Below are 23,700 nucleotides of genomic sequence, written 5' to 3'. Positions count from 1 at the left end.
GGCTAAGATGAGAAAAGTGCAATCACATGGCCAGCATCACCATTCGCAACCTTGACGATGAGGTCAAGGAGATGCTGCGCCGGTTGGCGGCGGAGAACAACCGCTCGATGGAAGAACAGGCGCGGGTGATGATCCGGGCCGCAGTCGACGGTCAGATCGGACCCGGCCGTATCGACCAGATCGAAAAGACCCTGCGCGAGTTGACCATTGCGCAGGGTACAGCGGCTCCTGTTGCGGCCCCTGCGGGCAGGATCCTTCCGCGCGGCAGCGTCTCTGGCAAGCGCATCCTGCTCATCATCGGCGGCGGCATCGCCGCCTACAAGGCGCTCGACCTGATCCGCCGGCTGCGCGAGCGCGGCGCGGCAGTGCGCGTGGTGATGACGTCAGCGGCACAGGAATTCGTCACCACGCTGTCTGTCGGCGCGCTCTCGGCCGACCATGTCTTCACCGAATTGTTCGACCGCAATGACGAGCATGATGTCGGCCACATCAGGCTGTCGCGCGAGGCCGACCTTCTGGTGGTCGCGCCCGCTACCGCCGATCTGATGGCCAAGCTCGCCAACGGCCATGCCAACGATCTCGCCTCGACCGTGCTGCTGGCCACCGATAAGCCGGTGCTGATGGCGCCGGCGATGAACCCCAGAATGTGGGCGCATCCGGCCACCCGCCGCAATCGCGCGACATTGGGCAAGGACGGCATCGCCTTCATGGGTCCGGCCAAGGGCGAGATGGCCGAGAGCAATGAGGCCGGCGAAGGCCGCATGGCCGAGCCGCTGGAGATCGTCGCCGCTATCGAAGTGCTGCTCGATGCCGGCCTCAAACCGCTCACGGGGCGCAAGATCATCGTCACCTCCGGCCCGACACACGAGCCGATCGACCCGGTGCGCTACATCGCCAACCGCTCCTCCGGCAAGCAGGGCCACGCCATCGCCGCGGCGTTGGCCAGGCTCGGCGCCGATGTGCGCCTCGTCTCGGGTCCCGTAAGCATTGCCGACCCGGCCGGTGTGAAGACCATCCATGTCGAACGTGCGCAGGAAATGCACGATGCGGTGGAACAGCTTCTGCCAGCGGACGCCGCGGTGTTCGTCGCCGCCGTCGCCGACTGGCGCAGCGAGAATTCGGCCGGTGAGAAGATCAAGAAGGTGGCGGGTGAAGGCCCGCCGGTGCTGCGCATGGTCGAGAACCCCGACATCCTTGCCGGCGTCGGCCATCACAGCCAACGGCCCGGCCTGGTCATCGGTTTCGCCGCCGAGACGCAGGATCTTTTGCGCAACGCCGAGGCCAAGCTCAGGAAGAAAGGTGCCGATTTCATCGTCGCAAACGATGTCTCGCATGAAAGCGGCATCGGCCCTTCAGGCGTGATGGGCGGCGATCGCAACCGGGTGCGGATCGTGTCGAAGACCGGCGTCGAGGAATGGCCCGAAATGAGCAAGGACGAGGTGGCGACGCGGCTCGCCGCCCTCATTGCCGAGCGGTTGAAGACGATCGCTGTTTGACCTGTTGGCGGGAAAACCCTTCCGCCAACCCCTCTTGCCGCCGGTGATCTCCGCCCTCAGTTGGACAAAAGCTCCGCCGTGCGGGCAAGCGCCCCGCCAAAACCGTTGAGCGGAATGGAAAAGCTCACCGCTTGCCCCGTGTCGGCGGCAAAGGCGTCGATTTTCAGCGTCGTGCCGTTCTTGAGCAGAGGTGTGACATTGGCATCGAACGCCACCGGCACCAGGCAGCCGACCACCTGGCAGGTGTTGAACGCCAGGCTGCCGTCCAGCTTCTGGTCGTCGATGGTGAGCGTAACGCCCTTGGCGAGAGCCAGTCCAAACGGCAGGGCAAGGGTCCCCGTCGCATCGTCACCGGTCTTGCTCGACAGCTCGATCGCCAGCAGCCGCTGGTTGCTTTGCTTGTTGAACTGCTGGTGCGACAGGCTGCAGACCTTGTTCGTGCCCGATATCTGGCAATTGACCGTCCAGTCGCCATGGGTTTCGGACAAGGCCGATGCCCCGCCGGGCAGTTGCGGCGCGTCAGCGGCGGGCGCGGGCGTCGCCGCCACCTTGTCGCCCTTGGTCTGCGCGGCCACGGCCGGCAGCCCGACAATGCAGGCCACACCCAGCACCGCAACCAAATACGCGTATTTCCTCATCAAGACCTCTCCCGCCCGGCTCCGTCTCGAACCAGCCTAGAAACTGACCTTGAGAGACGCGCTGACTGCATTCTGTTTGACCGTTTCCCCGAAGGCGCCGTTATACCTGACTGACATGCCGACGCCATTGACGCCATTCAGCTCGAGGCCGGCGCCGACCCGATAGAGCGGCGAATCGACGGGCTCCGTCAAGTGCAATGCGGGGCTGCCGGGCAGATTCTCCGCCGCGGCGAAGCGGCCTTCGATCTCCCACTCCTTATTGGAAAACTCCACTCCGGCCTTTCCGTAGAGGCGAAGACTGGCAACATCGCTGAGCGCGATGTCGGTGCCGATCTCCAAAGCCGGGGTCGCCGAATAGTATGTGTTCGCCGAGCCATCGAAGTTGAAGGCGGCCACCGAGCCTTCTTCCTTGCCCGAAACACGCAGCCAGCGCGCGTCCAATTGCAAGGTCGGCTGCAGGTAGAAAACGCCCATCTGCTGCGTTACGCCGAACCGCGCCGAGCCGCCGAACATGGCGGTCTTCTGGGTGTAGGTCACGCTGTTGCCTATGCCGGGCAGCAGTTCTTCCGGAAGATAATCGCCGATCAGCGTTTCGCCCGGAATGAAGCCGACCTGGTCGACATACGTATCGCGTTCTCCCTTGAAGGAGCCGGTACCCCCGCCGACTGCGAAATCGACGAAGTAGTTCTTGTTGGCATATTTCGCCAGCGCATATGCCTGCCAGGCCTCGCCGGTGGTTTCCGACAGCAGATCGCCGTTGAAGTCGATCTTGGAATCGAATTCCGTACGGCCGATGGTGGCGCCGAGCGACCAGTTCTGGCCGACCTCGCCGATGCCGCCAAGCGACATCGTCTTCAGCACGTCGTCGCGGCTTGTCGTCCCCGCACCGGCATCGCGGCTATACTCCGCCTGCGGGCTGATCGACGCCCAGACACAGCGACCATCCGGATTCTTGTAGGCCGGCGCGCCGGTGCACTCGCGCGCCGCTTCCAGCATCATGTCGGCTTCGCGGTTGATCATGTCGAACGTATGCACCGCATAATGTGGTGTCAGTCGCGTCAGCGCAGCGCCCAGTTCCTCTTCGCTGGGCAGGAAACGCAACATGTTGATGAGCCGGGCCATTGGATTGTCCGGGGTGGACGAGGCCTCGACGTCGTCGAGATACTGCGCCATCTGGAACACGCCTGGATCGTTGGTGCCGGACCCCGGGTCCTGTGCCAGTTGGAGGAAGGTCTTGTTGTCGGCGTAGAGAACGAGATCGTTGCCGTCGACCTTGGTCAGGAAATTGAAGCCGACATAGGGATGCGGCGTCGTCGGCGTCAGGTAGTTGTCAGCCATGGACGAGCCGGTCGCCAGCACGTATTGCGTGAACAGCTTGTCGATCGACAGGAAGTTCAGCGCTGCCGTGCCGTCGAAATTGCCGGCGCCGGTCAATGTCAGCGCGTCGGTGATCTGGTTGTTCAGGTCGATGTCGGTGACGAAACTGCCGGTACCGTCCTGGGTAAATCCACCGGTGACGGCAACGGTCGCAACGACCCCGATACCCTGGTTGGTCATCAGGCCCTGATTCTTGAACAGCCCGCCGGCTCCGAGATTGATGGTTTTGAGACCAACCATCGATGAATCGGCGAAATTGTCGAACTCGTTGATGCCGCCGCCGAGGTCGATGTTGCCGATGACGCGGCCGAGACCCACCACGCTCTGTTGGTTCTTGATCGTATCGTTGCCCGACGTTCCGGTGATAGCGAATGGGCTGAAATCGTCGAGCAGAGTTTCAAGGATCGCGTCAGTGGGCACGACCGGCCCGGGAGCCAGCAGCGACGCTTTGAACGAGGCGAAACTGGACTGCATGACCGAGAATGTCGGCGTCGCCCCCATCGCGTAGAGCAGGCTGTTGTTATTGACGGTGTTGTTCTGGCCGCCGACCAGCATGGCCGCCACGCCGGTGTTGGCGCCGCCGATCGTGTATTGGCCCTCCAGGTCGAGCGTTATGTTGCCCTTCGTCCCTTGAGCCGTGCTTTCGCCGTACGCCGCGACCGAATCGGCACCTTGGGCAAAAAGACTTCCCTCGGCTGTCAGATGGACGAGGTTCGAGTTGCCTTGGCCGGTCGCGCTCTGACCGAACATGGCATAGGAGCTTGCGCCTTTGACCCAGACCTGGCTGTCGGTGCTGGCCGTCGCCGCCGCGGCGTCGCCTATGCCGCCTTGTGAGCCGGCGCCAGACTGACCCATGGCGAGCGAACTCGTGCCGCCGACGCCGCCGCCGCCGCCAACCGCCTGGGCGACGATACCATGTGAACGGTCACCAGCGGTCTCGATCGCGCCGGACTGGATGATGCTCACGGTGCCGCCGGTGCCCTTGTCGCCACCGAGCGATTTGAAGCCGACAGTGTTGTTGTCGAGGCCGCTGCCGCCGTCGGCGCTAGCGCCGAAGCGCCCGAATCCAGCACCGCCAAAGCCGCCGCCGCCGCCGACGGACTGTGCGATGATGGCTATCGAGCCCAGACCTGTCGTGGTGATCGTGCCGGTGCGGATGACAGTCACATCACCGCCGTCGCCGCCGGCGCCACCGAAGCCGCCGATCGCCAGTGCGTTCGAGGTCTTGCCATTGGCATCGCCACCGTAGCCGCCGCCACCGCCGATCGACTGGGCGACAACACCGTGCGCATAATCTCCTGTCGTGCTGATCGAGCCGTTGACGGTCACCTTGACATCGCCGCCGTTGCCGCCATTGCCGCCCTTGCCACCAATGCTCAGTGTAAAGGAGTCGTCGCCGGCGGCATCGCTGGAAACGACGCCTGTATAACCGCCTCCGCCGCCGACAGACTGTGCCATGATACCGATCGCACCCTTGCCGGATGTGCTGATCACACCATCGTTGTTGACCTCGACATAGCCGCCATTGGCCCCCCCGCCCCCAACAGTGGACGTCGCCACGCCTATCGTCATGTCAGCCGTGGATGCATTGGACGCGGACCCCGCGGCGCCACCACCGCCGCCAACCGATTGGGCAAAGATGCCGTGTGAAAGATCTCCTTCGGTTGTGATCGTGCCGTAGTTGTCGACCTCGACCCTGCCGCCCGTATTGCCTTTGCCGCCAAGGCCGCCAACCGCCAGGCTGACATTGGTATCGGCTTCGCCACTTGTCGTCGAGCCGCCACCGGCCGCGCCGCCGCCGCCGCCGATCGACTGGGCGAAAATGCCGTCGGAATTGTCGCCCTGGGTCCAGATCCACCCTGATGCGAAATTCTTCACCGTAACGGCATGGCCCTCACCGCCGTCGCCGCCCAGCCCGCCCAAAGCGAAGCCGATCGTCGTCTCGGCATCTGCGGTGGCCGAGCCCGCTGCCCCGCCGACGCCACCGCTGCCGCCGATCGACTGGGCCAGGATGCCGTGCGAATTGGCCTTGTCGGTCCAGACCGTCCCGCTGTTTTCGACATTGACGTCGCCGCCATTGCCGCCGCCAGCGCCAAGCCCACCCATGGTCATCTTGATGTCGACGCTGCCGCCGTCGCTGCCGGTGCTCTTGCCGGCGCCGCCCGAACCGCCGCCGCCGCCGACAGACTGCGCGAAGATGCCGATGGAGTTTTCCTGCTTGGTCCAGATGAACCCATTGGCTTGATTGAAGACCTCGACATGTTGGCCGAAACCTGAACTGCCACCGGCGCCGCCAATGCCGCCGCCGATGGCATATTTGGCGCTGGCACCGGCTGAAGCCGAGCCGCCGACGCCACCGCCACCGCCGATGGAACTGGCACTGATGCCGTAGGAGAAAGCACCGTCGGTGAAGATCGAGTTGTTGTTGGTGACGGAGACCTCGCCACCATTGCCTGCTGTACCGCCAGCGAGCGCCAACGCAACACCGATCGAGACGGTAGTCTGGCCGTCATCCCCTTCACCGCCGCCGCTGCCGCCGCCGACATCTTCATCGGATGCCGACGCGGCGCCGGCAGCACCGCCACCGCCGCCGACGGACATGGCGATGATGCCCGACGAGCCAAAGCCCGAGGTGTTTATGATGCCGGTGTTGCCCACCGTCACCTTCATGGCGTCGGCGGCGCCGCCGCCCGAACCGCCCAGGCCCATATTGACGCTAACGCTGGTCTGGCTGCTGCCGCCGATGTTGTAGGATTTGGCCGTGCTCGATCCGCCGATGCCGCCACCGCCACCAATCGACTGCGCCATGATGCCTGACGAGAAAGCCCCCGTCGTGGTCAGGTTGCCTGAATTGACGACGTCGACCGTGTTGCCGAAGCCGCCTTTGCTACCACCCCCGCCCATGGCGAAATTCGCCGCGATGTTGACGCCGTCGCCGCCGCCGACATTGGCGCTGCCGCCGGTGCTGGTGCCGCCATTGCCGCCGCCACCACCGATCGATTGCGCCACAATCGCGCTGCTCGAGTCGCCATCGGTGGAAATCGTCATGGCGTTTGTGACGTGGACATCGCCGGCGCTGTTGCACTTGGTCGGATCATTGCCAATGCAACCGCCGCCTTTGCCGCCGATGTTGACGGAAGCCGTCACCGTTACGCTGTTGCCGTAGCCGCCGGCGCCACCAAACGTGTCGCCACCATTGCCGCCGCCGCCGCCAATAGACTGCGCCAGGATACCGACAGCCTGGAAGCCGTGGGTGATGATCTCCCCACCGCTGACCAGACCGATCTCCACGGTAACCGTCTTGCCCTGGCCGCCATTGCCGCCGCTGCCGCCGATGGCCACACCGAGATTGATCGCGACTTCGTCACTCACCGCGCCGGCGATGGATGTCGCGCGACCGCCATTGCCGCCGCCGCCGCCAATCGACTGCGCGACGATGCCGCCCGAGCCGTCGGCGCTGGTCAAGGAATCTATCTTGCCATCCGCCTTGACGCTGACCACCCCACCCGAGCCGCCATCGCCGCCATCACCGCCGAGTGTAACCGCTACGGCCGCTGAAGCGTAGAGACCGACACTGAACGCACCGGCGACGGCCTTGCCGCCATTGCCGCCGCCACCGCCGATCGCCTGCGCGATGATGCCCTTGGCGCCCATGCCGCTGACCGTGATGTCGCCGACCTGGGTGACATCGACCTCCATGGCGTCGCGGCCGGCGCCACCATCGCCACCGACGGCAACGCCGACGCCAACGAAGGCGCCCACGGAAACCGCGCCGGCGCTGCCGCCATTGCCGCCGCCGCCGCCAACCGATTGCGCCAATATACCGTGAGCGAGATCGCCCTTGGTCGTGATGGCGGCGGTATTCTTGACAACCACCTCGCCGCCATTGCCGCCGCCGCCACCCTTGCCGCCAACGCCAATCGCGGTGAACAGACCACCGGCTCCCGCGAGACCGCCGTCGCCACCGCCGCCGCCAATGGCCTGCGCCAGGATACCGATCGACATCGCCTGGTTTGTCTTGATCTCACCTGTGTTCGTCACCGTGACCTTCATGGCGCTGCCGCCATCGGAAGCAGCCCCGCCAACCGCCAGCGACGGTCCGCCGACGGCGATCGCGAAACCGCCCGAACCGCCGCCGCCGCCGATCGATTGCGCCTGGATCCCGTGCGATTGGATACCGTCGGTGGTGATGTCGGCCCCGTTGGTGACATCGACGATGTTGCCGGCACCGCCGCCTGCACCCTTGCCTGCAATGCTGACATTGAGGGCAAAGCTGCCGGCGACGCTGCCGCCACCCGTGCCGCCACCGCCGCCGACCGACTGAGCCAGAATGCCGGTCGAACGATCGTTCATCGTATGGATGGTGCCGTCGTCTATGCTTACCGTGACGGTATTCGATCCGCCGGCTGCTCCAGCCTTGCCGCCCACACCGACAGCGGCACCCGCCGACAGATTGAACGAGAAGCCGCCATTGCCGCCGCCGCCGCCGATCGATTGCACGATAAGACCGGCCGAGTCGGCTTCATGCGTGGTTATGATGGTGCTTGCCGAGTGGTATTCCACGGCCCCGGCGCCGCCACCGCCCGCTCCGTTTCCGCCAATGCCCACCGTCAGCCCGAGCCCGACGCCGATGACGCCGCCGCCATTGCCGCCACCGCCGCCGATCGACTGCACGATGATACCGGCCGAACGCTCTCCAAAGGTCTCGACCGAGCCATTATAGGTCGTGTGGACAGCAACGCCCGCGCCGGCGGCGCCCGCACCACCGCCAATGCCCAGATTGGCCACTGTCGCGAAAGTCCCGACGAAGCCGCCATTGCCGCCGCCGCCGCCCACCGACTGGACAATCAGGCCGGCCGAATCCGTGCCATGCGTGGTGATCGACTGATTGACACCACCGTCGGGCGTGCGGAAGAACACCTCGCCGCCGTCGCCGCCCTTGCTGCCCGAGCCGCCGACCCCGACGGTGGCCCCAAAACTGCCGGCGACAACAAAGCCGCCATTGCCGCCACCGCCACCGAGCGACTGCGCGATGATACCGACCGAGCGATCCTTGGAGGTCTCGACGTTGCCTCCGGACGTAACGTCGACCTCCTTGCCGGAACCGCCGGCTGCACCCTGGCCGCCGACGCCGACCGCAACGACACCGGCACCGCTCAGGGCAAAACCGCCATTGCCGCCGCCGCCGCCGACCGATTGCGCCAGAATGCCGGTGGAATCCGTGCCGTTCGTCTTAACGGTCGCGTTGCCGATGTTGTAGGTCACCACGTCGCCGTCGCCGCCGGCCGAGCCGCTGCCGCCGACGGCAACCGAGACGATGCTGCCAATGGCCAGGCTGCCGCCGCCATTGCCGCCGCCGCCGCCGATTGACTGCGCGATAATGCCGATTGCCGAGTTGCCCGTGGTGCTGACGTTGGCGCCAGCGCCCGCCTGGTTGACGTTGACCGCCCCACCATTGCCGCCCGTGCCGCCACCACCACCAATGGCGACGGCAATTGTCGCGCCGGCAGAGAACGCGAAGCCGCCATTGCCACCGCCGCCGCCGACCGACTGAGCGAGCACGCCATGCGCGCCGTCACCGCTGCCGTCGACGCCGGTGGTGATCGTTCCGCCGACATTGGCATTGACAGTACCGCCCTTGCCGCCACCGCCAGCAGTGCCGCCGATCGAAACGACGCCGATCGCGCCGCCGCCATCGCCGCCGCCGCCACCGACCGATTCGACCAGCATGCCGATCGCACCGACGCCACTGGTTTTGATCGTGCCGGTGTTGGTGCCGGTTGCGGTGGCGCCATCATTGCCGGCCGTGCCGGAACCGCCGCCACCCCAAACGCCGAACGAATCGCCGCCATCGCCGCCGCCGCCACCGACCGACTGCACGACCATGCCGCTGGCGTAGTCGCCGATTGTCGTGATGTTGCCCGAGTTGTTCCCTGTCGCGTTGCCGCCGATGGTCGGGTTACCGCCATTGCCACCCTGTCCGGATAGCAGGCCAAACCCACCGGCGCCATCGCCGGCGACGCCGCCGGCCGCGCGCACAAGCATGCCTTTGGAAAGCGTGCCTTGCGTGCTGATGTCACCGGCATTGACCCCTTCGCCTGTGCCGCCATTGCCGCCGGTGCCGCCATTGCCGCCATCGCCACCGCCGATGGCGCCAACCTCGGTGCCGCCATTGCCGCCACTGCCGCCGCTGGCCTCGACCGTCATGCCGTTGCGGTTGGCGAGCGTGGTTGTCACGCTCGCGCCAAGCGCATTCGTGGCCTTTGCATTGCCGCCATTGCCGCCGCCGCCACCGGTGCCGCCATCGGAGAGCCCGAAATCGGCTGCCCAGCCGGCGTCGCCGCCTCGGCCGCCATTGGCCTGGCTGATGATGCCGAAGCCGGTCAGCGTGGCATTGTTGGTAACGTCGACGACACCACCATCGGCGCCCCTGCCACCGTTGCCGCCCTCCAGCTTGGGCGGTATAGGCTGAAACACGGTGCCGCCGTCGCCGCCCCGGCCGCCATTTGCGGTCCCGCCATATTGGTTGCCGCCGGATGTGGTGTTCGTGTCCGTGACGGGACCGGTCGACGGATGGCCCGGATCGCCATCGGCATTGCCGAAGACGGAAGCACCGTCATCGCCCTTGGCACCGTCGTGGTTGATCACCACCTGTGCGTGGACGACGCCTGGAGAAGGTGCAAAGAGCCCGACCATCGCCGTGGCGCCGAGCAAGAGCGCGAGACGTTTCGGCGGAATGGCGAAACGTCGACTCGCGCGCCTCGGAGACTCCGTTTGCGGAGCCGCTGCCTGAGCTCCTGTGAGATACGCGCTGGCTGATTCCTGGCCGGTTGACGCTCCGAACTCAGGACGCGCAACAACACGCTTTGACAACAAAGCCATACACTTACCCCCGCTGTCGACGCTTCCTCCGATCCCCTGAGATGCGCGCCGAAGTCACCCGTATGCGCCCTGGAAATGTTGTGCCTGAAACAAGTCCGGATACTTCAAAGTCGGCATATGCATTCCAGCTTATGCAGTACAGACTTGATTAGAATATATTAACTTATGCTGAATGGTAACGAAATTTTAACTAACCGACATTGGCTAAAGCCCCTGGTGATTCCTAGTCGTCATATGACGACAACTTGTGGCGGCCACGGTGGCGGGGCCAGGGCCGACGGATAATCGATTTCATGGCGATCAAGGCCCTGGCCATGGCATCACCGCGCAAGCGCCCTATATGTGGAGGCAGATCTTCTTCTTGCGGAAATGAGCAGATGTCGGCGCTTCGACCATCAACGATTTTCATGTCGGCCGTGCTCGCCACGGTAGTGCTGGCGGACCTGGGCTCTTCCGCTTGCGCGCAAGCGCTCAGTCCCGCTGCCAAAAGTAACGCGCTGATCCAGCAAAACGATCTGCAGATCTTGCAGAACCGGGTGCAGCGGCAGCAATTTCAGCAGCAGCAACAGCAGTATCGCGCCCAGGACCGGGTAATCGTCCAGCAGCCGCCGCCGGTGGTGCCGCAGGTCAGGCCGAGCTGCCAGACGCAGATAATCGGCAGCACCGCCGTAAGCACCTGTCGCTGACGGGCGGGCTGCTCTTTTAATTAGCCGACTTACATGGTAGGGGCGTTCGAGTGCCCCTGCGGCAGTTTGGGTTTTGCAAAGGCGCCACATCACGCTATGGGGCACTGCACCGACTGGATTGTTACGAATGGCAGCCACCAAGAAAAAGGCCGTACGCAAGGCCAAGAAAGGCGAGCGGATCCGCCAGGTCGCGGCGATCCCCTTTCGGCGAAACGCGCATGGCGACATCGAGGTGATGCTGGTCACGTCGCGGACGACGCAGCGCTTCATCGTCCCCAAGGGATGGCCGATGAAAGGCAAGAGCGGCCGCAAGGCAGCCACCATCGAGGCGATGGAAGAAGCCGGCGTGCTCGGCAAGACATTGAAGCAACCGGCGGGCACTTATTCCTACTGGAAACGGCTGGCCAACAACTTCATTCGTGTCGACGTCATCGTCTATCTGCTCGAGGTCACCGAGGAACTGGCCAGTTGGCAGGAGGCCAAACGGCGGCAGCGGGCCTGGCTGGCGCCGGCTGATGCAGCGACGCTGATCGACGAGCCGGACCTTTCGACGTTGGTGGCGACCTTGACCATTCCCGGACCTGCGCCGCTCGAAGCCGGCTGAGGGCCGTCCTCAGCCGCTCGTACCGCCGTCTTCGGGGAAAGGGCGTACCGGTGTGCCGGTATAGGTCCACAGCCATTCGCGCGGCAGCGGTCCCTTGTTTCGTTCGCTCTGCTGCGACTGCTCCCAGGCATGCGCCAGAATGCCGACAGAGCGCGACAGCACGAAGAGCCCCCGTGTCAGCGGCGGCGGGAAGCCGAGTTCTCCGTAGATGACGGCCGTGGCTCCATCGATGTTGAGCGGGATCTTCTTGCCCTTGCGCCGCGCGGTTGCGTGTCTCACGCTCGGCAAAGCGGAGTCCGACGCCAGCTCGCTTGATCTGTCGGCACAGCGCCGGGTCGAAAATTCTCCACCAGCGCGTCGGCACCGGCGATCAGATCGAGGAAACGCTCGCGATCGGCTTCTGCCTTGAGATCGAGCACGACGGATCGTTTGCCGGCGTTCTGCGCCAGGAACGAGGCAGCCATGCCGGCTTGGTTGAGCTTTGGTGAGCCGCCGAGCTGGCGCGCCAGGTCGGCGCCTCGCAGCCCCTCGACCTTGATTGCGTCGGCGCCCAGCAACGCCAGCGGCGGAGGCTCTGCCCTGGTTCCCGCAGTTGCGGCCCGGAAAGGCTCGATACGCCTCAAATACAAATTGAACAAACTTGAAGCGTTTTCTTGACGTTGCGTAATATTCGGCTCGCTCGCAGCAAGAACCGGCTTCCTATAAAGGGGAATTATTTATTCGCTGTTAAGCCCACCCGTGGTAACCGGATCGTTGTCGCCATCTGAGCGACATGAGGGAAGAAACATCGTCTCAACCGACGGGTGAAACAGTCGGACAGACGCGCTGACAGGATCATGGCACGTCCGTGAATTCGAAGAAGCCGTCATCGATGGACGCCAGCCCCCGTCTTCTCGGGCTCGTCTGGCCGTTCATCGCCGTTGTCCTCATCCAGGCGCTGGTCGCCAGCCTGAGCCTCTACACGCTGTCGGCGGTTCGCGCCTATGTCGGCGGCGAAAGCCAGTGGTCCAAGGGGCAAAAGCACGCCATCTATTTCCTCAGCCTCTATGCCGACACCGGCAAGGAGGAGTTCTTCGGCGAGTATCGTGCAGCGATCGCCGTTCCGCTGGCCGACCGCTCGGCCCGCCTGGCACTTGAGCAGCCTGAGCCCGACACTGAAGCGGCGCGCGCCGGCTTTCTGCGGGGCGGCAACCACACTGACGACGTGACCGGGATGATCTGGCTGTTCCAGAATTTCCGTGGCTTTATCTATCTCGACACCGCTATCCGGCACTGGACCGCCGCCGACACGATGATCCTCGCCATCCAGAAGCTCGGCGACGCGATGCACGCGACGTTGAGCAAGGGGCAGGCGTCACCAGCCGAGATCAACGCCTGGAAGACGGATATCCATCAGCTGGACCGTCAGATCAGCCCTCTTTCCAAGGCCTTCTCGGACAGTCTCGGCGAGGGATCGCGCTTCATCCGGATGCTGCTCACCTTTGCCAATCTCGTCACCGCGGCCTTGTTGATCCTGCTTGCCGTATGGCGCACGCGCAAGCTCCTGGCGCAGCGCCAGGCCTTCCAGCTGGCGCTCAACACCGAGCGCGAGCGCGCTCAGATCACGCTGGCTTCGATCGGCCAGGCCGTCATCAGCACCGGCCGTGACGGGCGGCTGGACTATATGAACCCGGTCGCCGAGAAATTGTTGGCCTGCCCGTTCAGCAGCGCCAAGGGCAAACCGATCGCTTCGCTGTTCCGGCTGGTGGACAAAGACACCAGCGTCGAAGAACCCCGACTGATTGAAAGCCTGCTGGCCGGCGAACCGCGCCGTTCCAGCGCCCGTCCGCAATTGCTGCAGCGGTCGGATGGCTCTGTTGTTCCCGTCGCGCTGACGGGCGCGCCGCTGCTCGTTTCCGGTGAAGTCGTCGGCGCGGTGCTTGCCTTCCACGACATGACGCGCGAAGAGGGCTATATAGAGCGGCTTTCATGGCAGGCTTCGCATGACGCATTGACCGGGCTCGCCAACCGGCGCGATTTCGAAAGTCGGCTGGAAAGGACGATCGTCGAATTGAAGGGCCAGCCTCGGCAGCACGCCTTGATGTATCTCGATCTCGACCAGTTCAAGCTGGTCAACGATACCTGCGGCCATGCCGCTGGCGACCAGTTGCTGCGCCAGATCTCCGCACTGCTGACCCACGAATTGCGGCCGGGAGACGTGCTGGCCAGGCTGGGCGGCGACGAATTCGGCGTGCTGCTGGTGGACAGTGACTGCGAAACCGCCGCCGACATCGCCGAACGGCTGCGCACGGCCGTGCAGGACATGCATTTCGCCTGGGATGGCAGACCCTTCAACACCAGCGTCAGCATCGGCATGGTGCAGATCGCCGATGCGCAAGTGACTATCGAGGAAGCGCTGCGGGCCGCCGATGTCGCCTGCTACATGGCCAAGGAAAAGGGCCGCAACCGTGTCCAGATCCACAGCGACAGTGACATGGCCTTGCGCGAGCGCTTCGGCGAGATGGCCTGGGTGCAGCGCCTGCACGCCGCATTGGAGCAAAACCGCTTCAGGCTTCTTGCCCAGGAAATCTGGCCGCTCAACGATGACGCCGCCTGGGCGGGCGCGCATATCGAGATCCTGTTGCGGCTGACCGATGAAGACGGCAGCTTCGTCACCCCGCAAAGCTTCATTCCCGCGGCCGAGCGTTATGGCCTGATGCCGTCGATCGACCGTTGGGTGGTGCGCAATACCTTCCGAGTCCTGGCCGCACGGCAAGCCGATCCGGGCATGGCGCCGATCGCTACATGCGCCATCAATCTTTCCGGCGCGACTTTCGGCGACGAGACCTTTCTCGGCTTCCTTTGCGAGCAGTTCCTCGTCCACCGCATTTCGCCTGCCATGATCTGCCTGGAGATCACCGAAACCAGCGCCATTGCAAATCTGACCAATGCCATTCGCTTTATTGACGATCTGCGCAGCCTGGGCTGCCGTTTTGCGCTCGACGATTTCGGCTCCGGCATGTCGTCGTTCGCCTATCTCAAGCACCTGCCGGTCGACTACCTCAAGATCGACGGCAGCTTCGTCAAGGACATGGTGGAGGATCGCATCGACCGCGCCATGGTCGAGATGATCCACCACATCGGCAAGGTCATGGGCAAGCGCACCATCGCCGAGTTCGTCGAAAGCGACGGCATCATCGCCGCCCTGAAGACGATCGGCGTCGACTACGCCCAGGGCTATGGGATCGCCATGCCGAAGCCCTTCGATGCTTCGACGGTGCTGCTTGGCCCGAGCGTCACGCCGGCCGCGGCCGATGCCGCCGATCCGTGGGCCGATCTGGCACGGAAGCTGCGCCGCAAGGCCGGCTGAAGCGCGCTCAGTTCAGCTTGACCAGAACCACGCGGCGGTTCTTGGCGCGGCCCGCCTCGTCGTCATTGCTGGCGACGGGTGCCATCATGCCGGCGCCGGCCGCCGTCAGCCGCGAACCATCGATGCCATATTTCGCCACCAGCGCTGCCTTGACCGCTTCCGCCCGCCGCGACGACAGGTCGAGATTGTAGTCGAAGGCGCCTTGATTGTCGGTGTGGCCGACAACGATCACGGCCATCTTCGGGTCGCCGGCCAGAAGTTTCGAAATCTCTTTCAGCGTCGGCTCCGACTCCGGCTTGATAGCGGCCTTGTCGGTGTCGAAGAAGATGCCGTAGAGCGAAATGCTGCCGGTGGCGGAGAGCGAATCCGCCATCTTGGCAGCCTCGACGACCACCATCTTCTTGTCGCGCGCCTTGGGCTCCAGCACCTGGACAACGGCGACGGTGCGGCCGTTGAGCGCCTTGCAGTAGAGATCGTCGGTCAGCGAATAGGTCTGCACGGTGACATAGGCGTCGCCGCCATCCTGCGGCACCTTGGCCGAGAAATAGCGCTGGTCGTTGATGCCGGTGGCCAGCGCGCAAGCGCCATTGGAGAATGCCGCGTCCTTGAGATCGCTCTCGTGGAAGGAATACATCGTCAGGCTCATGTCGCCGCCGCCACCGCTCGACGAACGGTCGGCAGCGCCGCCGCACTCCTCCTTCTTGCACTCAAACAGGACCTCGCCACCGGCTGCCTTGATTACATCCTGATAATTGCGCAGAACTTCAAGCGGCGAGCGCTCGGCCGGCAGCACATAGGCGATGCGGGTCAAGGCGCCCTCGACCTCGGCCTTCTTGTCGGGGGCGAAGACGCGGTTGTTCATCGCATCACGCGCGTCCGGGTCAGCGCTCGGCTTCAAGGGCGACAGCGGCACACTGAAATCGGTGAAGGCCAATTTCACATAGGAGACGATGAACGAGCCTTCGTAGCGCTTGGCCAGCTGATTGTCGGCGGCCCCCTTGATATCGGCGGTCGGCACCGTAGCGTCGGCCGCCGCGAGCCGCAGTGTCAGCGCAAGCACGAGCGCCGCCCAGAACAACCTCATGACTGTCGTCTTGAATGCATGCATCGATCATCCCCCTCATTTGATGATCGATGCTAACAGAGCGGGTATGTCCAGTCGATGACGCCGCTCAGGGCCGCCGCTCGAGCAGGATGGTCGGGGCATCGTGATAGAGGGTCCGCGTCACCTCGTTGTAGCCGCACTTCCTGGCGACATTCTGTGAAGCCGTATTTTCCGGATCGATGATGCAGACGGTTTTGGCACGTCCGAAGGTCTCGTCGCCCCAGACGTGCACGCGGCTGACGATCTCGGTGGCAAGGCCGGCACCGTGCACGGCCGGAGCCAGCGCCCATCCGGCTTCGGGAATGCCTTCGATCGACGGTTCCATGTCGCGCTTCAGATCGTGAAAGCCGGCCTCGCCGACGAAGCGGCCCGTTGCCTTCTCCTCGATCGCCCAGAAGCCGTAGCCGAGCAGCGACCACAGGCCGGCGTGACGCAGGAAGCGCATCCAGCTTTCTTCGCGCGTGCGCGGCTTACCGCCGATGAAACGGGTGACGACGGGATCTGCCCACATGGCGACATAGGCATCGAAATCGTCAAGACGGTGCGCCCGCAGGATGGTTCGCTGCGTCTCGATGACCGGGGCGACGATCACTTGGCGGTTGTTCATGGGACTTGCCTCGCTGATGGTGTCCGCGCTTAGCAAATCGCCCCTGCGGTGCAAGGGCCAGCAGAAGATGCGCCATCATCCAGGACCGCAATGTGCAATGTTCTGCGGTGAGAAATCCCTTCGACGACGTTATCGTCCCGGCAGGTTGATTCAGCACCTCGCGACGCGACTTTTTTCAGACGCGGCTGGTGCACAAACCCAAGGGAAAAAACATGGACACGACCGACCTTGTGCTTGCCATTGTCCATCATCTGCTGGTGTTTTCCCTGGCAGCGATCATTAGCGCCGAATTCGTGCTGATCCGCGGCGACCTGCCCGCCGTGACGCTCAAGCGGCTCGCCGGCATCGACCGCCACTATGGCATCATCGCCACGCTGATCATCGTCGTCGCATCGGCCGTGTCGTCTGGGGCCTGAAGGGTTGGGAGTTCTATGTCTACAACTGGGTGTTCTGGGCCAAGATGGCGGCGTTTGGCCTCGTCGGGCTGCTGTCGATCATCCCGACGGTGCGCTTCATTTCCTGGAACAGGCAGGCCGGCGCCGATCCCTCCTTCACTGTACCCGCGAGCGAACTGGCCTCGGTGAAGACCTATATCCGCACTGAAACCTTCGTCTTCCTGCTGATCCCGGTCTTCGCGGCGGCGATGGCGCGCGGTTACGGCACCTGATCTTCAGCACCCACCGTCTCAAGCGGAGCGATCGGCACCAGCGGCGCTGGAACGCTGGTCGTCTTCTCCTGCGCCTTACAGATGTCGGCGATGACGCAGGCCGGGCAATCCGGCTTGCGCGCCTTGCAGACATAGCGGCCATGCAGGATCAGCCAATGATGCGCATGGCGCATAAATTCGTCGGGGATGATCTTCAGCAGGCCCTGCTCGACCTGTTCGGGCGTCTTGCCCGGCGCCAGGCCGAGCCGGTTGCCGATGCGGAAGATGTGCGTGTCGACCGCCATCGTGTGCTGGCCGAAAGCCATGTTGAGCACGACATTGGCGGTCTTGCGCCCGACCCCCGGCAGTTTAACCAGCGCATCGCGGTCGTCGGGCACCTCGCCGCCATGGTCGCGGATCAGCGCTTCCGACAGCGCGATGATGTTCTTGGCCTTGTTGCGCCACAGCCCGATGGTCCTGATGTGGTCACCGACCGTGGCCTCGCCCAGCGCCAGCATCTTCCGCGGCGTGTCAGCGACCTTGAACAGAGCCCGCGTCGCCTTGTTGACGCCGGCATCGGTCGCCTGTGCCGAAAGCACCACCGCCACCAGCAGCGTGAAGGCGTTGACGTGTTCGAGCTCGCCCTTCGGCTCCGGACGCTGCACCGAAAAGCGCCGGAAAATCTCGTGCACTTCGGCCGGACTGTAGCGCGAAGTCCGCCGCGCCGGCCGTGGGCGCGGCTTGGCATTCGAACCGTCGCGCCGTCCGGCCGGCAGCTCTTTTTCGGGCTTGGAAGAATCTTTGGACTTGGGGCTCGCCATTTCCCTCCTATAATATCCCGTCATGAGCGACACAAACGCCTCGTTTCAGGCTGACGAGCCCTTCTTTCACGCATTGCTGACCCCACACCGCTCGCTGGGCAGGACGGGCTTCCTGGTCCTGATGGGCACCCTGCTGTTCGGCTGGCTGGTGACCGGCGCGTTTTTCCTGTCGCGTGGTGCCTGGCCGGTGTTCGGCTTCTTCGGCCTCGACGTTGTCGCCGTCTACATCGCTTTCCGTGCCAATTATCGCGCCGCTCGCGCCCGCGAGGAAGTTTCGGTCTCCCGCACCAGCCTCGATATCCGCAAGACGGCCCCTTCGGGGAAATCGGAAGCGCACCGCTTCAACCCGTTCTGGACGCGGTTCTCGGTCGCCCGTCACGCCGAGATCGGCATCACCAAAATGACGGTGGAAGGGGTAGGCCGGAATGTGCCGATCGGCGGCTTTCTCGATCCCGAGTCCCGCGAGAGCTTTGCCACCGCCTTCTCGCGCGCACTGGCGACCGCTAAGGCGCGCTGAATCTAGAAACGATACCGCAAAAGCCTGCCGACTTTGCGCAGCGCCGGAATGTGTTTCCAAAGACGCACGAACAGCTTGGCCGACCAGCCCATGCGGGCGGCGTGTTCCGGTTTATAGGCGGAGATATCCTCGACGAAGCGCAGCTTCGGCACCGCCAGTTCCAGTTCGTGCGGATCGTCTATCGCCCAGTGGACCTCGGCGCCTGTCGCCCTGATGGTCGGATTGAGGCGAAGCAGCGTCAGCCCGAAACGGCTATAGGCATCGAACATCAGCTCGCCGCCGGCAAGATGCGAGACAAGCCGCGAAACCAGCTGTAACCCTGCGTCTGCAGGCAGATAAGGCGTCAGCCCCTCCGCCACCACGATGGCCGGGCGGTTGCGGGGCACTCCGGCCAGCCAGCCGGGCTCGGTCACCGACGAAGCGATGAGGTGGTAATGGTCGCGGGTCGGGTAGAGCTTGCGCCTCAACTCGATGACTTCGGGATAGTCGACATCGAACCAGTCCACGCCTGGCAGCGGATCGACGCGGAAGATGCGCGTGTCGAGTCCGCAACCCAGATGCAGCACCATGGCACCGGGATTTCTGGCCAGGAAATCCTCAACATGAACGTCCAGTGTCTTGGCCCGGATCGCCAGGCCAATGCCGAGATTCTCGTCGACCTTGAGCCTCGCAAAATCATAGTCGATCTTGCGCACCGCCTCGTCGGCGAAGTGATCCCCAAGCAGCGAATGCGGCAGCCGGCTCTCCAGCGCCTTGCCGTAGAGCGTCATCAGCAAGGTTTCCTTTGCCCCGGTCAACTGCACTTTCTCGCCGGCCATGATCGACTCCTGGGCTCGCAGCCCGAGTCTATCTGGGCATGCGCGGCAAGAAGGCAAGTTTCGGGTGGCGAACGGCGCCCCAAGGGGCGATATTCCTGGTCAAGGAGACAGTTCGATGAGCACACAGACAGCAGTCCTCAAAAAGGACATCACGCCGCAAGGCAGCGACTACGAGATCGTGCGCCGCGCCATCGAGAAGATCAGCCTCGACTATCGCGACCAGCCTTCGCTCGAGGAGCTTGCGGAGGAGGTCGGCGAGACGCCGACCGGCCTGCAAAAACTCTTCACTCGCTGGGCCGGCCTGTCGCCCAAGGCCTTCCTGCAGGCGGTGACGCTCGACCATGCGCGCCGGCTGCTCGATTCCGGCATGCCGCTGCTCGAAACCTCGTTCGAACTGGGCATGTCCGGTCCCGGCCGGCTGCATGACCTGTTCGTCACCCACGAGGCGATGTCGCCGGGCGACTACAAGACGCGCGGCGCCGGGCTGACCATCCGCTACGGCTATCACCCCTCGCCGTTCGGCACCGCCTTGATCATGGCCACCGACCGCGGCCTTGCCGGCCTCGCCTTCAGCGATCCCGGCGAGGAACGTGCGTCGTTCGCCGACATGTCCAGCCGCTGGCCAAACGCCATCTATGTCGAGGACATGACTGCCACCGGGCCTTATGCCGCGCGCATCTTCGACCAGACGCTGTGGCGCCCCGACCAGCCGCTGCATGTCGTCATGATCGGCACCGACTTCCAGGTTCGCGTCTGGGAGGCGCTGCTGCAGATTCCGATGGGCAAGGCCCGCACCTATTCCTCGATCGCCGCCAGCATCGGCGCGCCAAGCGCCAGCCGCGCGGTCGGCGCCGCCAACGGCGCTAATCCGCTCTCTTTCGTGGTGCCTTGCCACCGCGCCATCGGCAAGTCCGGCGACCTCACCGGCTACCACTGGGGCCTGACCCGCAAGCGCGCCATCCTGGGCTGGGAGGCGGGGCAAGTGTCGTCATGAATGTCGATTTTCCAGCTATTGCCGTATAAATCTACATATATTTATAAATAGGAAGTATAGGCAATAATTCTGTGACGCTTTTCTTCCTTACAACCCACGACAACCCACGGGTTGCACAACAGCTACTTCAATTAAGTATTTTAGTTTACCCTAAATTAACCACGATAAAGCGATGATGACCCATATTAATTCGGGCAATCCGGCTTAATAGGAGGTCTCGATGACGTTGTTTCGCACTGCGTTCGGTGCAGGCATGCTGGTCGCCTGTATGGACCAGGCGGCGTTGGCCACGACGCAGAATGTCATTTTCAACGGCACGATCACTGCGACCTGTACGCTGGTGGTCGCCACCAACGGCACGATGACGGTGAGCCCCGATCTCCAATCACTGAGTTCTCATAACAGCGGTGGCTCGGCGGGGACGGTCACGCTCACCACCACCGGAGGTGTGTCGCTGAGCGTCGATCCGGTCACCACCACCACAGTGCCTGCCGCCGACACCACGGCCATCACCTGGACGCCAACCTATTCGGCGAGCGGTGCCCACACGATCGCGGAGACAGGCTCGGCCACCAGCCTGACCGCGCCCGGTGCCGATCTCGTCACGGTCCACCTCGCCGGCACCAAGGGCGGCAGCAACCGCTTCGCCTCCGGAAACTATCAGGCAACCGTGACGGTGCGCTGCGAATAGCCCTCGGGAAGGAGGCATCCTTGACACTTTCTGGAACCTTGGCGACGGCGCTGGTCGTCGGCCTGATCCCTGTTGCCGCCGCGGCTCAGTCGATGTCGCCGATGCGCGGCGAGGTCAACAGTTTCGCCGACGTCTTCGCGGTCCGCGTTTTCCCGGCCAATCCCTACGACCAGAAGATCAAGATCGAAGTCCACGTCTACGATCAGGATTTTCAGCCGGTGGACGCCAAAATCTCTCCCAGTGTCTTCCAGCTGGCTTCGCAGGCTTCCCGTCCCGTGCTTGTGGTCGTGCCCTTCGACGGCGCCCCGGACCGTAAAGTGCGTATCTGTACCGAAAGCATCCCCTTTCCCAATCAGCAGACCCAGATAAAGGCACAGATATGCGGAAAGTTCTTTGGACATCGCAAGTCCTGACGCTGGCACTCGCGGTTGCCGTGGCAAGCGCTGCGCCGGCTCTGGCCCAGGATGTCTACAACCTCAACCAGAACGAGACCGGATTCAATCTGCCCGGCGTCACCTTGCCCCAGGGTCAGGACGAGGTGCACGCTGCCGATGGCACCACCTGCCGCTCGGCGGTTTCCGGAAGCGGCGCCTATCTCGATCTCGGCGTCATCAGGGGCAACAACCAGTCGAACAATGACGTCGCCACCTATGGCCGGGTGGTGATCCCGATCGGCCGGACGCCAAAACGTCTCGACTGCAGCCGCCTCTATGAACTCGAGGTGCAGCGCCTGCAAATGGAACTGAAGCTGTTGAAGATGGGCGTCAATGTCGACGGCGGCACGACGGCAAGCGTTGCCACCACTGCTCCCACGGCCGCATCACCCGGATGGGCCAACGAAGGCTGGAGCCTCAGGACCGGAAATAGCGATGGCAAGAAAAAGAAGAAGAAGAAATAACCGCGCACTGCTTGCGATGGCAGCCCTTGCCGGCTTCTGCCTTCCGGCGCAACCGGCGATCATCGGCACCTGCACCATCGTGGTCGGGGCGTCGGGAACAATGACTGCAAATCCCGCCATCAGCATACTGGGCTCCAAACAGGCAGGCGGATCGAGCGCCAGCGCCACGGTGGTGGCAAGCTCGCTGCTGTGCTCGATACTCAACTTGCTGGACTGCTATTCGGTTTCTGCGCCGGCGCCTGCCGCATTCTCGTCCGCGCCGAGCGGCGGCGGCACTAATGTGACCTTCGCCTCGGTCTTCCGCCTCGACGGCTCGGGGGTCGATATCAACGGCAGCGTGCCGCAAAGGGTCGTCAACGGCAGCCATCCCCTGCAGGTCGATCTCACCGCCACCAAGTCGAGCGGCATCTTTCCCGCCGGTACCTATCAGGGCACCGTCACCGTGCGCTGCGAGTGAGGCGACAAATCTCTCCTTTTGATATCCACATGGTCTGGCAACTCATCGCATGACGCGCTAGCTTCCCGCGCAACCGGGGTGACGGTGCATCCAGACTGATGCACCGTCGTGCCTCGCCATATCGATCCACATTGTGGATCTCGATCCACATCGTGCTTTCCGAAAGTCGATCCTGATTTCCGGCCAGCGCTGGCAGGGAGGCACTTTCTTGATAGTCGTCATCGGCTCGATCAACCTCGACCTTATCGCCAAAGTCGACCGCCTGCCGACCCCCGGCGAGACGGTGAGCGGCTCCGGTTTCGCCACGGCGCCTGGCGGCAAGGGCGCCAACCAGGCGCTGGCCGCCGCGCGCGCCGGTGCCTCGGTGCGCATGGTCGGCGCCGTCGGCAGGGACAGTTTCGCCGCCGAGGCGCTGGCATTGCTGCGCGAGGCCAAGGTCGACCTGTCGGGCGTGGGGGAAACCTTTGCCTCGACCGGCACGGCGCTGATCATGGTCGGCAACGACGGCGAGAACATCATCGCCGTGGTTCCCGGCGCCAATGCTTCTGTGGTGCCTGGCGACCTCTCCAAGGCCTTTCTGAATAAAGGCGATCTCGTGCTGCTCCAGCACGAGATCCCGCTGGCGACCGTGGAGGCCGCACTCGACCAGGCACGGGCGGCCGGCGCCGTCACCGTGCTCAACACCGCCCCTTTCCAGGGCGATGCGGCGGCTTTCCTCGGCAAGGCCGATTATGCAGTCGCCAACGAGACCGAGTTCGACCTCTATGGCGAGGCGCTGGCGTTGAAGGGCCGCGACCGGGCGGCACGCATGCGCGACTTCGCCGCGAAAACCGGCCGCACCATCGTCGTCACGCTCGGCGGCGATGGCGTGATGGCGGCGACGCCGAGAGATTTCCTGACCGTTGCTGCCATGAAGATCACGCCTGTCGACACGGTCGGCGCCGGCGACACCTTCTGCGGCTACTTCGCTGCCAGCCTGTCGTCCGGCCTTGCGCTCGACAAGGCACTGGCGCGCGCCGGTGCGGCCGGCTCGCTGGCATGCCTGAAGCCCGGTGCTCAACCAGCGATCCCGATGGCTAGGGATGTCGATCAGGCCCTGCAGGAAGCCCGCTGA

General features: G+C 64.1%; 20 protein-coding genes and 1 pseudogene. 13 read left to right on the top strand and 8 right to left on the bottom strand.

Features of this window, described 5'->3' with window-relative positions:
• Positions 1 to 26: 26 nt before the first annotated feature.
• Positions 27 to 1,496 (top strand): bifunctional phosphopantothenoylcysteine decarboxylase/phosphopantothenate--cysteine ligase CoaBC, encoded by a 1,470-nt coding sequence (gene coaBC, locus HGP13_RS09180; RefSeq protein ID WP_210266347.1) that lies wholly within the window; start codon positions 27 to 29, stop codon positions 1,494 to 1,496.
• A 56-nt stretch (positions 1,497 to 1,552) separates the two neighbouring features.
• Here the strand turns inward: coaBC and HGP13_RS09175 are convergent, their stop codons facing one another.
• Positions 1,553 to 2,134 (bottom strand): invasion associated locus B family protein, encoded by a 582-nt coding sequence (locus HGP13_RS09175; RefSeq protein WP_172224218.1) that lies wholly within the window; start codon positions 2,132 to 2,134, stop codon positions 1,553 to 1,555.
• 36 nt (positions 2,135 to 2,170) lie between these two features.
• Complete coding sequence (locus HGP13_RS09170) at positions 2,171 to 10,207, bottom strand: autotransporter outer membrane beta-barrel domain-containing protein (protein WP_246707318.1); 8,037 nt, start codon at positions 10,205 to 10,207, stop codon at positions 2,171 to 2,173.
• Positions 10,208 to 10,686: 479 nt separating this feature from the next.
• On the opposite strand from HGP13_RS09170, the gene HGP13_RS09165 reads away from it, so the two are divergent.
• Both HGP13_RS09165 and HGP13_RS09160 read left to right on the top strand, forming a co-directional pair.
• A complete protein-coding gene (locus HGP13_RS09165) occupies positions 10,687 to 11,079 on the top strand; it encodes a hypothetical protein (RefSeq protein ID WP_246707317.1) in 393 nt (130 codons plus the stop codon).
• Positions 11,080 to 11,206: 127 nt separating this feature from the next.
• Positions 11,207 to 11,683 (top strand): NUDIX hydrolase, encoded by a 477-nt coding sequence (locus tag HGP13_RS09160; RefSeq protein ID WP_172224215.1) that lies wholly within the window; start codon positions 11,207 to 11,209, stop codon positions 11,681 to 11,683.
• Positions 11,684 to 11,692: 9 nt separating this feature from the next.
• On the opposite strand, the pseudogene HGP13_RS09155 reads toward HGP13_RS09160, so the two are convergent.
• Positions 11,693 to 11,944, bottom strand: a pseudogene (locus HGP13_RS09155) (citrate/2-methylcitrate synthase); the annotation flags it as partial.
• Between the two features lie 14 nt (positions 11,945 to 11,958).
• Positions 11,959 to 12,321, bottom strand: coding sequence for a CoA transferase (locus tag HGP13_RS09150; RefSeq protein WP_246707316.1), 363 nt, complete (start codon positions 12,319 to 12,321; stop codon positions 11,959 to 11,961).
• A 233-nt stretch (positions 12,322 to 12,554) separates the two neighbouring features.
• Here HGP13_RS09150 and HGP13_RS09145 point away from each other — a divergent pair, with 233 nt between their 5' ends.
• Positions 12,555 to 15,032, top strand: a complete 2,478-nt coding sequence (locus tag HGP13_RS09145; RefSeq protein ID WP_172224211.1) for an EAL domain-containing protein — start codon at positions 12,555 to 12,557, stop codon at positions 15,030 to 15,032.
• A gap of 7 nt (positions 15,033 to 15,039) precedes the next feature.
• Here the strand turns inward: HGP13_RS09145 and HGP13_RS09140 are convergent, their stop codons facing one another.
• Positions 15,040 to 16,140, bottom strand: coding sequence for an OmpA family protein (locus tag HGP13_RS09140; protein WP_246707315.1), 1,101 nt, complete (start codon positions 16,138 to 16,140; stop codon positions 15,040 to 15,042).
• Between the two features lie 64 nt (positions 16,141 to 16,204).
• Positions 16,205 to 16,744 (bottom strand): GNAT family N-acetyltransferase, encoded by a 540-nt coding sequence (locus tag HGP13_RS09135; protein WP_172224207.1) that lies wholly within the window; start codon positions 16,742 to 16,744, stop codon positions 16,205 to 16,207.
• 212 nt (positions 16,745 to 16,956) lie between these two features.
• Here HGP13_RS09135 and HGP13_RS37775 point away from each other — a divergent pair, with 212 nt between their 5' ends.
• Both HGP13_RS37775 and HGP13_RS37770 read left to right on the top strand, forming a co-directional pair.
• On the top strand, positions 16,957 to 17,160 hold the full coding sequence (locus tag HGP13_RS37775; RefSeq protein WP_246707314.1) for a DUF2214 family protein: 204 nt from the start codon (positions 16,957 to 16,959) through the stop codon (positions 17,158 to 17,160).
• Between the two features lie 29 nt (positions 17,161 to 17,189).
• A complete protein-coding gene (locus tag HGP13_RS37770) occupies positions 17,190 to 17,411 on the top strand; it encodes a DUF2214 family protein (RefSeq protein ID WP_246707313.1) in 222 nt (73 codons plus the stop codon).
• Here the strand turns inward: HGP13_RS37770 and nth are convergent.
• Positions 17,399 to 18,211 (bottom strand): endonuclease III, encoded by an 813-nt coding sequence (gene nth / locus HGP13_RS09125; protein ID WP_172224204.1) that lies wholly within the window; start codon positions 18,209 to 18,211, stop codon positions 17,399 to 17,401. The genes HGP13_RS37770 and nth overlap by 13 nt on opposite strands.
• Positions 18,212 to 18,233: 22 nt before the next feature.
• Here nth and HGP13_RS09120 point away from each other — a divergent pair, with 22 nt between their 5' ends.
• Entirely contained in the window at positions 18,234 to 18,728 is a 495-nt protein-coding gene (locus tag HGP13_RS09120; RefSeq protein WP_172224200.1) for a DUF2244 domain-containing protein, read from the top strand.
• A gap of 2 nt (positions 18,729 to 18,730) precedes the next feature.
• Here the strand turns inward: HGP13_RS09120 and HGP13_RS09115 are convergent, their stop codons facing one another.
• A complete protein-coding gene (locus HGP13_RS09115) occupies positions 18,731 to 19,546 on the bottom strand; it encodes a class I SAM-dependent methyltransferase (RefSeq protein ID WP_172224198.1) in 816 nt (271 codons plus the stop codon).
• Between the two features lie 115 nt (positions 19,547 to 19,661).
• Between HGP13_RS09115 and HGP13_RS09110 the strand changes: the two genes are divergently transcribed.
• The 6 genes from HGP13_RS09110 (at position 19,662) to HGP13_RS09085 (ending at position 23,700) form a co-directional block, all read left to right on the top strand.
• On the top strand, positions 19,662 to 20,540 hold the full coding sequence (locus tag HGP13_RS09110) for a bifunctional helix-turn-helix domain-containing protein/methylated-DNA--[protein]-cysteine S-methyltransferase (protein ID WP_172224195.1): 879 nt from the start codon (positions 19,662 to 19,664) through the stop codon (positions 20,538 to 20,540).
• A gap of 220 nt (positions 20,541 to 20,760) precedes the next feature.
• Entirely contained in the window at positions 20,761 to 21,231 is a 471-nt protein-coding gene (locus HGP13_RS09105; protein WP_172224192.1) for a hypothetical protein, read from the top strand.
• 92 nt (positions 21,232 to 21,323) lie between these two features.
• Positions 21,324 to 21,644: a hypothetical protein gene (locus tag HGP13_RS09100; RefSeq protein WP_246707435.1), complete on the top strand. Its 321-nt coding sequence runs from the start codon at positions 21,324 to 21,326 to the stop codon at positions 21,642 to 21,644.
• Positions 21,611 to 22,129, top strand: a complete 519-nt coding sequence (locus tag HGP13_RS09095) for a hypothetical protein (protein ID WP_172224185.1) — start codon at positions 21,611 to 21,613, stop codon at positions 22,127 to 22,129. Before HGP13_RS09100 ends, HGP13_RS09095 begins: the two co-directional genes overlap by 34 nt.
• Positions 22,101 to 22,586, top strand: coding sequence for a hypothetical protein (locus tag HGP13_RS09090; protein WP_172224182.1), 486 nt, complete (start codon positions 22,101 to 22,103; stop codon positions 22,584 to 22,586). The genes HGP13_RS09095 and HGP13_RS09090 overlap by 29 nt, the downstream gene beginning before the upstream one ends.
• A gap of 208 nt (positions 22,587 to 22,794) precedes the next feature.
• On the top strand, positions 22,795 to 23,700 hold the full coding sequence (locus HGP13_RS09085) for a ribokinase (protein ID WP_172224179.1): 906 nt from the start codon (positions 22,795 to 22,797) through the stop codon (positions 23,698 to 23,700).

It is taken from the genome of Mesorhizobium sp. NZP2077, from assembly GCF_013170805.1.
GTDB lineage: Bacteria > Pseudomonadota > Alphaproteobacteria > Rhizobiales > Rhizobiaceae > Mesorhizobium.
Note: the sequence above shows the minus strand (reverse complement) of the source record. Positions and strands in the feature narration are given on the sequence as shown.